This is a genomic window from Aquirufa antheringensis, assembly GCF_004307425.1.
Taxonomy (GTDB): Bacteria; Bacteroidota; Bacteroidia; order Cytophagales; family Spirosomataceae; genus Aquirufa; species Aquirufa antheringensis.
The window spans coordinates 245,541-258,791 of record NZ_SEWZ01000002.1 but is presented as its reverse complement, the minus strand read 5'-3'; the positions used below and the strand labels follow the sequence as shown (position 1 = coordinate 258,791).

11 protein-coding genes and 1 pseudogene are annotated in these 13,251 nt (G+C 43.7%); 10 read left to right on the top strand and 2 right to left on the bottom strand.

The features are described 5' to 3' along the window. The first annotated feature begins 5 nt into the window (after positions 1 to 5). From EWU21_RS04055 to EWU21_RS04030, 6 genes and pseudogenes are all read left to right on the top strand, one after another. Positions 6 to 1,175 carry an AIR synthase related protein gene (locus EWU21_RS04055; RefSeq protein WP_130895530.1) on the top strand — a complete coding sequence of 390 codons (1,170 nt, stop codon included), beginning with the start codon at positions 6 to 8 and terminating at the stop codon, positions 1,173 to 1,175. Between the two features lie 120 nt (positions 1,176 to 1,295). After that, positions 1,296 to 1,610 carry a 50S ribosomal protein L21 gene (gene rplU / locus EWU21_RS04050; protein WP_130895529.1) on the top strand — a complete coding sequence of 105 codons (315 nt, stop codon included), beginning with the start codon at positions 1,296 to 1,298 and terminating at the stop codon, positions 1,608 to 1,610. Positions 1,611 to 1,666: 56 nt separating this feature from the next. Next, positions 1,667 to 1,924 (top strand): annotated as a pseudogene (gene rpmA, locus EWU21_RS11340) (50S ribosomal protein L27); the annotation flags it as partial. Between the two features lie 311 nt (positions 1,925 to 2,235). Beyond that, the gene (locus EWU21_RS04040) at positions 2,236 to 2,829 is read left to right on the top strand and encodes a NifU family protein (protein WP_130895527.1); all 594 of its coding nucleotides are present in this window, start codon (positions 2,236 to 2,238) and stop codon (positions 2,827 to 2,829) included. A gap of 431 nt (positions 2,830 to 3,260) precedes the next feature. Next, a complete protein-coding gene (locus tag EWU21_RS04035; protein WP_130895526.1) occupies positions 3,261 to 4,523 on the top strand; it encodes a hypothetical protein in 1,263 nt (420 codons plus the stop codon). 11 nt (positions 4,524 to 4,534) lie between these two features. Then, positions 4,535 to 5,047 carry a hypothetical protein gene (locus EWU21_RS04030; protein WP_130895525.1) on the top strand — a complete coding sequence of 171 codons (513 nt, stop codon included), beginning with the start codon at positions 4,535 to 4,537 and terminating at the stop codon, positions 5,045 to 5,047. A gap of 184 nt (positions 5,048 to 5,231) precedes the next feature. Here EWU21_RS04030 and EWU21_RS04025 read toward each other — a convergent pair whose 3' ends face one another. Next, positions 5,232 to 5,912: an HAD family hydrolase gene (locus EWU21_RS04025; RefSeq protein ID WP_130895524.1), complete on the bottom strand. Its 681-nt coding sequence runs from the start codon at positions 5,910 to 5,912 to the stop codon at positions 5,232 to 5,234. Between the two features lie 191 nt (positions 5,913 to 6,103). Then, a complete protein-coding gene (gene tpiA, locus EWU21_RS04020; protein ID WP_130895523.1) occupies positions 6,104 to 6,865 on the bottom strand; it encodes a triose-phosphate isomerase in 762 nt (253 codons plus the stop codon). 135 nt (positions 6,866 to 7,000) lie between these two features. On the opposite strand from tpiA, the gene EWU21_RS04015 reads away from it, so the two are divergent. The 4 genes from EWU21_RS04015 to EWU21_RS04000 are packed head-to-tail and all read left to right on the top strand — an operon-like array spanning position 7,001 to position 13,250. Beyond that, positions 7,001 to 10,114 (top strand): glycoside hydrolase family 3 N-terminal domain-containing protein, encoded by a 3,114-nt coding sequence (locus EWU21_RS04015; RefSeq protein WP_161566470.1) that lies wholly within the window; start codon positions 7,001 to 7,003, stop codon positions 10,112 to 10,114. Position 10,115: 1 nt separating this feature from the next. Beyond that, positions 10,116 to 11,006: a TIGR01777 family oxidoreductase gene (locus tag EWU21_RS04010; protein ID WP_130895521.1), complete on the top strand. Its 891-nt coding sequence runs from the start codon at positions 10,116 to 10,118 to the stop codon at positions 11,004 to 11,006. Continuing rightward, positions 10,999 to 11,580 (top strand): LOG family protein, encoded by a 582-nt coding sequence (locus EWU21_RS04005; protein WP_130895520.1) that lies wholly within the window; start codon positions 10,999 to 11,001, stop codon positions 11,578 to 11,580. Before EWU21_RS04010 ends, EWU21_RS04005 begins: the two co-directional genes overlap by 8 nt. After that, positions 11,577 to 13,250 (top strand): OmpA family protein, encoded by a 1,674-nt coding sequence (locus EWU21_RS04000; protein WP_130895519.1) that lies wholly within the window; start codon positions 11,577 to 11,579, stop codon positions 13,248 to 13,250. The genes EWU21_RS04005 and EWU21_RS04000 overlap by 4 nt, the downstream gene beginning before the upstream one ends. The last annotated feature ends 1 nt before the right edge of the window (position 13,251 follow it).

Below are 13,251 nucleotides of genomic sequence, written 5' to 3'. Positions count from 1 at the left end.
CTACGATGTCGTCAGACCGTTACATGCAACGAGGCGTTTCTGCCTCGAAAGAAGATGTTCACAAAGCCATTGCGAACTTAGACAAAGGTCTTTTCCCGCAGGCATTCTGCAAAATCTCCCCAGATATCTTGGGCGGTGATGCGGACTATTGCAACATTATGCACGCGGATGGGGCGGGGACGAAGTCTTCTTTGGCCTACTTATACTGGAAAGAAACGGGTGACATCTCCGTCTGGCGAGGCATTGCACAAGACGCCGTAGTGATGAACACGGACGATTTAATCTGCGTGGGCGCCACAGACCAAATGTTGCTTTCCAGCACCATCGGTCGCAACAAGAACTTAATTCCAGGAGAGGTCATCGCCGAAATCATCAACGGAACCGAAGAAGTTTTACAAATGTTACGCGATAACGGCATCGGCATTTACTCCACTGGCGGCGAAACGGCAGACGTGGGCGATTTAGTGCGCACGATTATCGTGGATAGCACGGTCATCGGTCGCATGAAGCGCTCAGACGTCATTTCAAACGGCAATATCCAAGCAGGCGATGTGATTATCGGTTTAGCTTCAGACGGCCAAGCGAATTACGAAAACACGTACAATGGCGGAATGGGCAGCAATGGCTTGACTTCCGCACGTCACGACGTGTTAGGAAAATACCTAGCGAACAAATACCCAGAAAGCTTTGACCCATCTGTTCCCTCGGATTTAGTGTATTCCGGCTCTCGCAACTTAACGGAAGCGGTTCCAGGAACCCCTTTAAACGTAGGTCAATTGATCCTTTCCCCTACGCGTACTTACGCGCCAGTCGTGAAAGCTTTACTAACAGAATTACGTCCTCATTTGCACGGAATGGTGCATTGTTCCGGTGGAGCGCAGACGAAAGTGATGCACTTTGTGAACAACTTGCACGTGATTAAGGATAATTTGTTCTCGATTCCTCCGCTGTTTGATTTGATCCAAAAAGAGAGCGGAACTAGCTTCAAAGAGATGTACCAAGTATTCAACATGGGCCATCGCTTAGAAGTCTATGCGAATCCAGCACACGCGGATGAAATCATCCGCATCTCCCAGTCCTTTGGTATTCCTGCCCAAATCGTGGGCCGCGTAGAAGCCTCAGCGACTAAGAAGCTGACCATCAGTAGCGAATACGGAGAATTTATTTATGAATAGTGTTTGCTATTAAGCGAATTAATTTTTAGATTTGCACCCCCATTTAAAAGGCTTTTAAAAGTTTTTCATTTGTCTTGAATCACTAGCCTCGTGGGATTGTTTCACTTAAATACAGTAAAAATGTACGCAATCGTAGAAATTGCCGGGCAGCAATTTAAAGTAGAAAAAGACCGTTCTGTATACACTCACCGTTTAGCGGGAGCAGAAGGCGCTGCACTGGTTATCGACAAGGTATTACTTGTTGACAATGACGGAAAGATTTCCGTAGGAGCTCCCACAGTAGCTGGAGCCACTGTTACAGCTAAAATTGTTGCACACGTTCGTGGCGAGAAAGTTTTAGTTTTCAAGAAAAAGCGTAGAAAGACCTACCAAAAAATGAATGGTCACCGTCAAGATTTGACGAAAGTATTGATTGAATCAATTAACCTTAAATAAGGGTAAAATAAGTCTTAAACTAAGCGATTCTTCGGAACGCATAAATAAATAATAACATGGCACATAAGAAAGGCGCCGGATCATCCAAAAACGGTCGCGAATCACATTCAAAACGATTAGGCGTTAAGTTATTTGGAGGTCAAGCAATCATTGCAGGAAATATCATCGTTCGTCAACGTGGTACTGCTCACAATCCTGGCTTAAACGTAGGAATCGGAAAAGATCACACATTATTCGCTTTAACGGATGGTGTTGTTAAGTTCCAAAAAGGTTTCAAAGGACGTTCATTCGTTCACGTTTTACCTATTTCAGCTAATGCAGCTCCTGCAGATGCACCAGCGAAAGCTCCAGCTAAGAAAGCAGCTCCAGCACCAGTAGCTGAGGCAGCAGTAGAAGCAGCTCCAGCAGCGGAGGCTCCAGCTAAGAAAGCTCCTGCGAAAAAAGCAGCAGCTCCAGCAGCAGAGAAAAAAGCACCAGCGAAAAAAGCGGCGAAAGCTGAGTAATTTTCGTTATTTGACATAGAGAACCCGGCATGAAAATGCCGGGTTTTTTTGTTTTTTGGAAACCAAATAGGCCGTACCTTTGTTCTAGATTTTAAAATACCCCTCCTTTTAAATACACTGGAATGAATACTTCGACTACTATCCACATATATACGGAATCTACCCCTAATCCACATTCCATGAAGTTCGTCTTCAATATGGAATTACTACCAGAAGGGATGTCATTCGATTACACCCAACCAGCCGACGGATTAACGAAGGAGAAAAACTCTCCACTAGCTGTCGCTCTTTTTGGCTTTGATTTCGTATCCCGCGTTTTCATCACGAACAACTTCATCACCTTAACAAAATCCGAGTCAGTGGCTTGGGAAGATGAGTTATTCGGGATCAAGACCTATTTAAAGAAATATTTCGAGGAGAAACAACCCGTTTTCTCTCTACCAGAAGCAGCGATTGCTGACGATCAGTCTAACGACACGCCAGCTATCAAACAAATCAAGCAAGCTCTAGATGAGTACGTTCGTCCAGCAGTAGAATCCGACGGTGGTGCGATCACCTTCCACTCGTTTGACGAAGCAACTGGCCAAGTAAAGGTTTTATTGCAAGGTTCTTGCTCTGGCTGCCCATCATCAACCATGACCCTAAAGCAAGGAATCGAAGCGTTATTAACGCGTATGGTTCCGGGGGTGAAGGAAGTGGTGGCGGAAGGGGTTTAGCAAATACCAAAGACCAAAGTTCAAAGTTCAGAGGCAAATACCAAAGAATAAAGTTGGAATAAAAAACGGGGCTCAGGCCCCTTTTTTATGGTTTATGAAATGCTTTAAACCATTTCACGAATGTTATCGCCGTAGGCGATGCTAACTTTGCTCTATGAACCTAGCACTTTTTAAAAATACCAGATAACTGATATTCTACGTGCATTCTTTTGATTGTAATTGTTTCTTCAATTATTAAGGGTACTTTTAATCCTGTGGTGAAACTCAATTCAGAATAGACAACCACTTATTTTACTTCGTATTGTTGAATTTTTTCTGTTTCAATAATCCTGTTCTCCCCCATCATAATTTGTTTAAATCATCCTACTGATGGATGATCTCACCATTCTCTATTTTGGCCTAGCTAAGATCGAGATAAAACATCTTTTATTATGGAAAACAAAGTACTATTAACCTTAAGTGAATTTCGAGTTATTCATTTAACCCCCGAAGGTTTTTTCAAACTGTTATTCGGATTATTCTCTCTCTTGTTGTTGAATTCATGTAGTAAGGAAGCTACATTGGATGAGGTAAGACCTTCTTCTGTTGAGACCATTTCTGAATTAAAAACGTGGGCAACAAAAAATGATAAGTTAAATCAGGCCAATTTGATTGAATGGAATAATTCTATTCCAATTATGCTGCCTGATAGTATTAAAGGATATGCTGCTCCTGTCAAGACAGCATCTGGATACAAAGAGTTTATTACTTTTGAGCTAGGAGGAAAAAGACATGGATGGTACAAGTCTTACAATAGATTAAATAGTACCGATATGCAAATCGTGATTCAGACGGCAGAGGGAAAAACGTTAAGATCTGGATTTATCCGAAAGAAAAGTGCGTCTACCCCTAAAGGAAAGGCTACACCGATGCGCGAAATGAATTTTGATACACCGATAGATTGGATGCTTATTGAAGAAATACTCGGCATTCTATTAGAAAACGTTACTATTAGTGCACCCAGATTAAACCAAGGAGGGGGTGGATTTTATTTTGGGAATACCAGATTCGACATGAATACTTTTAATTATTATTTTGAAGCGGGCTACTTTAATGCAGGAAATTATGGTGGGGGTAATTCACAATATGGTTTTGTCGATTATAATATTACCGAATTTGAAGATAAGTTTACCAATCCATGTTTTTCAAAGGTTTTGGCAGATTTGAGAGCTCACAATTTTTATGGGGAAATTGGAGACATAATTAATAAATTTATAGTTAATCCAAAAATTAAGTTAAATTTTACTCAGGAAAATAGTCTGAAAGATTTAATAACCCAGAAGCCTTTATTGGGGCTATATGACCCTAATACAAAAACTATAAAATTAAGTGAAAGTTTACTCTCAAGTTCTTCGCAAGAGTTTATAGCATCCGTACTAATTCATGAAGTTTTGCACGCTAATATTGGAAAGACGGAAGATTTAGATCACGTAACAATGTTAGAAAAATATGTAAAACCAGCAGGGGAATATTTAAATAAAATTTATAATATAGATAAAACTTCTGCTGAAAATCTATTCATTGCAGGTCTTAAAAATGCTAATAATTATGTGACAGTAACTGGTGGTTTCGTTACTAGAAGATATACAGATATAGACCTGGCAATTGATATTTATAGGTTTAATAAATCTACCCTTGGGCATTATTGTAACTAACCAAACAAAAAATGAAAAAATATATAATTACACTCTATTTTATTAGCATTGCTTTGGGAGCCTTCTCTCAAAAAATACAAATAAATTCTACTAATTTCAATGAACATGTTGAATCAGAAAAATTACGATCATTCTTGACAAAAGGGTTAATTATTGATTCTACAATAAAACTGCAATCAGCCTGGGTTGTAATTAAAGTTGAAAAAACAGGAAAAGTCACAAATCTTCATTTGGCAGGAGAACTTGAGGATAAGTTTAAGAAAATTTTAGAAGCGAATGTTCATGACGCAAAAGCTCCTTGGCTGAAAAAGAATAGAAATAAATACTTGTGGTATATACTCCCAGTGTTATTTGGCCAAATTCAACCGAATTATAAACCTAAAGAACTTGAATTGGCAATACTAACCCAAGAGCACAATTTTAATGCATTAAGAGATTTTATGATGAAATACCCTGGACATGTTGTATTGATCCGCGCATACAAAAGTCTGACTAACAAGTCGATGGAAGAAAGTTTTATGTGACTTCTGAAACAATAATGACTGTTTAATCAACTGAAAGTACAAAGAATAAAGTTGGAATAAAAAACGGGGCCGAGGCCCCATTTTTTATGTTTTATGAAATGCTTTAAAACATTTCACGAAGGTTATCGCCGCAGGCGATGCCACCTTTATTCTTTATTCTTTGTGCTTTACTTTACGATTAATTTTAAATGAAATTTAAAATTAATCGTAAAGCCTCCACCTCTCTAAAATTCTCATGCTCCACCTTGTGCGAAACCACCTCGTGAGCCCAAGTTGTATGGTAAGGTACATGAATGCCGCGTCCGCCTACTGCGAGTACCGGTAGGATATCTGATTTTAATGAATTTCCTATCATCGTGAAATGAGCGGGATCGACATCGAGGTGTTTGATCAGTTTTAAATAATCGCTTTCCTGCTTATCCGACATGATTTCGATGTGGTGGAAATATTGCTCTAAGCCGGATTTAGCTAGTTTGCGCTGTTGATCTAATAGGTCGCCTTTGGTGGCCACGACTAATCGGTATTTGCCTTGTAAGGATTGTAGAACTTCGACGACGCCGGGCAAAATTTCGATATCGCGTTCGAGTAATTCTTTGCCTAGGTTCAGAATCTTTTCGATTCCGTCTAGCCCCATCGTTCCGCCAGAAACTTGAATCGCGGTTTCGACCATGGAAAGCATAAAACCTTTGACCCCATAACCATAGAGTGCAAGATTATTCATCTCGACTTTAAACAACTCTTGACCGGTGGTGTGGACGGGTAAATAATCTTCTAAGAGCGCGCAGAATTTGTCTTCTGTCTCTCTAAAATAGGGTTCGTTCACCCAAAGGGTATCGTCTGCGTCGAATGCGATTACGTGTTCCATCTTTTCAAATATCAAAGTTCAAAGAGCAAAGTTCAGAGGCAAATTTCAAAGACCAAATATCAAAGTTCAGAGAGAAATATCAAATAGCAAAGAGCAAAGCCCAAATACTATTATCGCCACAGGTGATGCCACATTTGAACTTTGCTCTTTGAACTTTGGTCTTTGCTTCTTATGGGCAAAGCTCGGCTTTGCTAATAAGAAGTAGCAATCGTAATAAAATCAGCCGCAACCAAAGAAGCGCCACCAATTAAACCACCGTCTACGTCTGGGCAAGCGAATAATTCTTTCGCGTTTTTCGCGTTGCAGCTTCCGCCGTAAAGGATAGAGATGCTGTCGGCTACGCTTTGGCCATATTTCTTAGCGATGTGTGCACGTAAAAAGGCGTGCATTTCTTGTGCTTGATCTGAAGAAGCGGTTAAACCGGTTCCGATTGCCCAGATGGGTTCGTATGCGATGACCACTTTGCTGAATTCCTCCGCTGAAAGGTGGAATAAGCTTTCTGTTAATTGTTGTGCTACGTGGCCTAAGAAATCTGCGCCTTCGCGTGTTTCTAAGCTTTCGCCGCAGCAGAATAAAGGCGTTAAGCCGTTTGCCAAAGCTGCGTCTGTTTTAGCCGCTAATTGCTCGTTTGTTTCTGCAAAGTATTGACGACGCTCAGAGTGTCCTAAGATGACATATTGTACGCCAGCAGAAGCTAACATGGGAGCAGAAATCTCTCCTGTGTAAGCGCCAGAGGCTTTTTCGTGGCAGTTTTGGGCTGCAACGGCTAAATTTGGAATGCCCTCAATGACTTGATTTACACCTGTTAAATACAAAGCCGGTGTCGACATAATCACCTGAACATCCGCGGAAACGCTAGACTTCACTAATTCTGCTACTTCAGTAGCCAAAACGAATGCTTCTTGCGCCGTTTTGTTCATTTTCCAGTTACCTGCAACAATTTTTTTTCTCATACGTTCATCATTTAAGTTCTAAAATTACGAATGCTTTCCGTGGAATGAAAATTAGCACGAAAAATTAGGCCGGATATTTCAGAAGATTCCCACATTTAGCGTATTTTCACACCTTATATGAATGTTAACCTTGCTATGAAAAAAATCAGCACCGGATTACTGCTTTTCCTTTTAAGTTTCCAGGCCTTTTCACAGGATTTATTCCCGCATACCCAGCAAAAATGGGTGGATTCCGTTTTCAATTCCTTGAGTGTAGACGAGAAAATCGGTCAACTATTGATGCCCCGTGGAAATGTGGCGGATACCTACGACACGACGCGTTTGTATTCCATTGTGAAAGACTACCACGTGGGAGGCTTTGTGCTGTTTAAAGGACATCCGGTGAAGCAGGCGCTGTTAGTGAATGAATTACAAAATAGAACGAAGGTTCCGCTGTTTATCGGGATGGATTTAGAGTGGGGATTGGCGATGCGTTTGGATTCGACGTTCCGTTTTCCATACCAAATGACTTTAGGTGCGATGCAAGGAAATACGGCTTTGATCGAGAAAATGGGCGTCCAAATAGGGGAGCAATGCAGGAGAATGGGCGTGCACATTAATTATGCGCCAGTGGTGGATGTGAACAATAATCCGTTGAACCCGGTGATTAATTTCCGCTCGTTTGGGGAGAACCGGGAGGATGTGACGGCGAAGTCTTTGGCCTATATGAGAGGGCTCCAAAAAGCGGGGATCATTACTTCAGCGAAACATTTTCCAGGCCACGGCGATACAGGCGTGGATTCTCATTTTGATATTCCGGTCTTGAATCACTCGCGTGCGCGCTTGGATAGTTTGGAATTATACCCGTATCGAGAATTGATCTCGAATGGCTTGCAGGGCGTGATGGTGGCTCACCTGAATTTACCGGCGTTAGATACAACGAAGTCTTTAGCTTCGACGCTTTCTAAGCCGATTGTGACCGGTTTATTGCGCGATGAATTGAAATTCCAAGGCCTCGTGTTTACGGATGCGATGGATATGAAAGGGGCGACCAAAATGTTCCCAGAAGGCACAGCGAACGTGAAGGCGATCCTTGCCGGTAATGATATTTTAGAAACATTTGTGGATGTTCCGGCGGCTTTTGATGCCATTAAGAAGGCGTTAACGGACGGCGAAATCTCGCAAGAGGATATCGATCAGCGGGTTAAACGTATTTTACATGCCAAAGCCTGGGCGGGACTTGCCCACTACGAACCCATCGTCGTGGAGAACTTGTTGAAGGATTTGAATCCGATTAAGAGTGAAGTGTTGAACCGCGAATTAGCAGAGAAGTCGATTACGTTAATCAAGAATCCGGGCGAGCTAGTTCCGATTAAAGCGTTGGACAAAACACGTATCGCGACTTTAGCGATCGGGAAGCCATCTTACGGTGCTGCTTTTCCTACAGAATTCCAAAAAATGGCCAACAACTACGTCGAAATGCCTCATTTCTATGTAGACGAAACGAGTGCGGATACGACGATTACACGCATCGAAAATACCCTGAAAAACTACGATGTGGTGTTGATGGGGATTCACAGCATTTCGATTCGCCCGGCGAATAATTACAGTTTGAAGCCAGCAATCAAGGCTTTGGTGAACCGTTTTGCCACGCCTAAAACGGTGGCGATTCATTTTGCGAACGTGAATACGTTGACACAATTTGACAGTTTGAAGAACGCAGGAGCCTTGATGACAGCTTATCAGGATGGGATAACGCAGCAGGAAGCGGCGGCGGAGATTGTTTTTGGGGCGATTCCGGCGACGGGGAAATTACCGGTTAGTTTGAACGCGAGCTATAAGCAGGGAATGGGTTTGACGACGACTTCGTTAGCGCGTTTGCAATACAATTTACTTCCGGAAGCGGTGGGCATTTCGTCTGCTTATTTACATGCAAAAGTGGATTCGATGGCGAAATTAGCGATCGCGGTGAAGGGCGCTCCTGGTGTGGTGGTGTTGATTGCCAAAGAAGGGAAGGTTATTTACCACAAAGCTTTTGGCAACCAGATATACGAAACGACAGTTCCACTGAAGACCTCTGATATCTTCGATTTAGCTTCTATTACCAAGATTTCAACTTCCGTTCCGGCCTTGATGAGATGGCAGGATGAAGGTAAATTCTCTTTGAAAACGACGATGGGACAACTCGTTCCCTCTTTTGCTAAATCGAATAAATCCGGACTTTTATACGAAGATGTGTTAACGCATCAGGCTCGCTTGAAAGCTTGGATTCAGTTCTGGATGGACTATATCGATAGTACCGATATGATTTTTCACAGCAAGAAATTCCAAGCTAAATACACGCAGGACGATGTGAAGTACAAATACATCGAACGATTCTTGAGCCCAGCCTCTGGGGAAGCGCGTTTGAAGAAAAATATTACAGACCAGAAGGCCATGTGGAAAGAATTCGTAGACATCACGAAAGATGTGACACGTTGGAAGCCATTTACCTTATCTTATGCGCAATCCGAGGAATACCCTACGCAGGTGGCGCCTACTTTATGGGCACACAAGACCTTGAAAGAGCAGATTATGACGGCGATTAAGGAAAGTCCGTTGCGCGAGAAGAAGGAATATGTGTACTCGGATTTATCGTATTATTTGTTGCCAGCTGAATCGCCGCGTATGACCGGAAAGCCTTGGACGGACTTTTTAGCAGATTCGTTTTACAAACCTTTAGGTGCATCGACTTTAGTGTATCAGGCTGAAAAGCATTTTCCATTAGCACGTATCGTGCCATCGGAATATGATTCATTATTCCGCAAGACCTTGATTCACGGAAAGGTGCACGATGAGGGCGCTGCCTTATTAGACGGGATTTCAGGTCACGCGGGCTTGTTCGGGAATGCGAATGACTTAGCGAAATTGATGCAGATGTACCTCCAAAAAGGCTATTACGGTGGTCAGCAATTCATTCAAGAATCCACCATCAAACAGTGGACTTCGTATCCATTTAGTGCGGCTGAAAATGCGCGTCGCGGGGTAGGATTTGACAAAGTGGATCGCAATAAGGCGGGTATTTCGGCGGCTGCGTCGGCAAGTCCGGAGAGCTTCGGCCACTCAGGTTTTACGGGAACGTACACGTGGATTGATCCTACGCAGGATTTGGTCTACGTCTTCTTATCGAACAGGGTTTATCCGACGCGGAATAATTCCAAAATTTCGGATATGAACATTCGCACGGGAATCAATGAAGTGATTTACCAAGCGATTAAAAAAGGAAACTAATATGCGCATTCTCATCACGGGGGGTACAGGTTTTGTGGGTGGTGCTCTGAAGCAATTTTTGCTGACTCAGGGCCACGAGGTGGTGATTTTATCCCGATCTGGTGGAGACTTCCAATGGGATGTTTCCTATGGCTACATCGACCCAGCGGCTTTCGAAGGCGTAGATGCGATTGTGCATTTAGCCGGGGCGGGCATCGCGGATGAACGCTGGTCTGCCGCGCGCAAAAGAGAATTAATTAACAGCCGCGTGCGGAGCACCGCGGTTTTATACCAGGCTTTATCGACGATTCCTCATTCCATTAAGACCGTCGTTTCTGCTTCTGCCATCGGTTTTTATGGGGCTGATACGGGCGAGCAAGAATGCGTGGAAACCTCTCCTGCGGGCTTGGATTTTCTAGCGGATTGCACGAAACAATGGGAAGAGGCAGTCGACCAAATCGCCACCCTAGGTATTCGCCTGGCTAAAGTCCGCATCGGCTTAGTGATGGGAGCCAATGGTGGCATTTTCCCCGTTATTTCGAAGCCAATCAGGTATTACGTGGGGGCTAATTTAGGTTCGGGAAAGCAATGGCAATCCTGGATTCATATTAACGACCTTGTGAGAATATTTAACGAGTTATTGATAAATTCCAGCCTTTCAGGAGTCTATAATGGCGTAGCTCCAGAACCGATTCGGGCGGGCGAAATGAATAAGCAAATTGCCAAAGCATTGCACAGACCCTTCTTCTTACCTGCTATTCCAGGGTTTTTACTTCGCCTGGTGTTAGGCGAGATGGCCTGTTTAGTGCTGGGAGGTAGCCGTGTGTCTTCGGCCAAAATAGAAAAAGACGCCGCCTTTTCCTTTACCTTTGTCCGCTTCGAGGAAGCATTAAAAGAACTAGTACATGTCTAAAAAAATATTGATTTATTGTGGGTCTTCGAAAGGCCATAATCCGGTTTACGCGGAGCAAGTGGTGAAGTTAGCGCAGGCTTTACATGCACATGGTTGCCAGGTGATTTTTGGCGCTGGAAGCGTGGGGTTGATGGGCGTTTTAGCCGATGAGTTCTTGCGTTTAGGCGGTCACGCTATCGGTGTGATTCCTCAATTCATGGAACCATGGGAAGTGAAACACAAGGGTTTGCCAGAACTGCATGTGACGGATACGATGCACACGCGTAAAGCTTTGATGGCCGATATGGCGGATGGCGTCATTGCGATGCCAGGAGGCTTTGGGACTTTGGACGAATTGTTCGAAATCTTAACCTGGAAGCAATTAGACCTACATGAGATGCCGGTTTCGGTATTTAATATCAATGGCTATTTTGACCACCAATTGAAGCAAATTCAACACATGGTGGACGAAGGATTCTTGAAGCAACCGAATATGGATGCCCTGCAAGTGGAATCAGATCCAGAAAAATTAGCGGATTGGATCATGGCGTATGAGCCAGAGAAGATGGAGAAGAAGTGGATTTACGTGGGATGAGAAAGCTGTTGTTCTTCTTATTGATGTCGGGATTTCTGATGGCCCAAAAAGCCCCGGAGAACTTAGGTTCTGCCGTGAATTCAGAATTTTCAGAGCTAAATCCGGTGATCTCGCCGGATGGAAGAACGCTGTATTTTGGACGTAAAAACCACCCAGCTAATCGCTATGGAGTGAAAGGCTCCGAAACGATTTCGGGTTCCCAGGATATTTGGTTCTCTGAAAAAGTAGGGGACACCTGGAGTTCAGCCAGACGGCTTTCAGAGGTCCTAAATCGAGATCAATACAACACCATTCTATCGATTTCACCAGATGGTCAAACCATCCTTTTAAAAGGAGCCTATGTCAATGGCGCCTACGAAACTCGCGGATTTTCCATCTCAAATAAAACAACCGCCGGCTGGACCGTTCCCGTCAAAGTCGACATCCCGGGCTACGAACAAATGAGCAAAGGGAAGAATGAATACGGGTATTTGACGATGGATGGGAAGGCGATTTTACTGGCTTTTGCTCGTAAGAAGAACAGCGAAGATGACGATTTATATGTTAGCTTTTTTGAGGAGGGCCGCTGGACGCGACCACTCGAATTAGGCGAAGAAATTAATACGAAATACTCGGAGACCACCCCCTTTTTATCAGCCGATGGAAAGACACTCTATTTTTCATCCGATCGTCCGGGAGGGCAAGGAAGTCAAGATATCTACCTGACACGTCGTTTAGACGATACGTGGCAACACTGGCGCAAACCTCAAAACCTAGGTTCCCCCATCAACACCGATGAATACGATGCCTATTATTCCATCGCGGCAAAGGGCGATTATGCCTATTTTATGTCTGGTAAGGGGTCGCTAGGGAAGAAGGATATATTTCGACTTTCAGTCGAGTCGCCTGACGCCTCTGGCGTAGTCAATGAGTCGTCACAGGTCGGCGGTGCCGCCAGTGACTTAGTCAAAGGGTCGCCGGATGTCTCCGGCTCAGTCAAAGAGTCGCTGCAACGCGGCCCAGTCAATGGGTCCACCCGCTCCGTGACTTCCCAAGAGTCAGATCCAGTGGTTTTATTATCCGGGACGGTGCTAAATCAGCAAACAGGTAAAGTGCCAGAGGATGCTTCGGTGACGTATGAAGATTTATCAAACGGGAAAGTATTAGGTCAGGCTAAGCCGGATCCGACCACGGGTAAATACAAATTGGTCCTTCCTTATGGAAAGAACTATGGAATTACGGCGAAGGCTAAAGGCCTGATCCCCACTTCCACGAATCTCGATTTGACTACGATGCGAGGCCGTTATTTGGAATTAGATGACCGCGACCTGTCGATGGTACCGCTCATGAAAGGAAATACGGCGACGATTAATAACTTATTCTTTGACCTGGGTAAGGCGACTTTGAAGCCTGAATCGGAGCCAGAATTGAAGCGTATTTTGCAAGTAATGAAAGAGAATACATCTTTGGTCATCGAGATCAGTGGACACACGGATAACACGGGATCGGACGAGATCAATAATAAATTGTCATTAGAGCGGGCGAATGCGGTGAAGGAAAATTTACTGAAAGGGGGAATTGATCAAGTAAGAATTAAAACGAAAGGCTATGGTAAGTCGAAACCCAAGGCGGATAATGCCACCGAGGAAGGACGCCAAATCAACCGCCGCGTAGAAATAGAAATTTTATAAG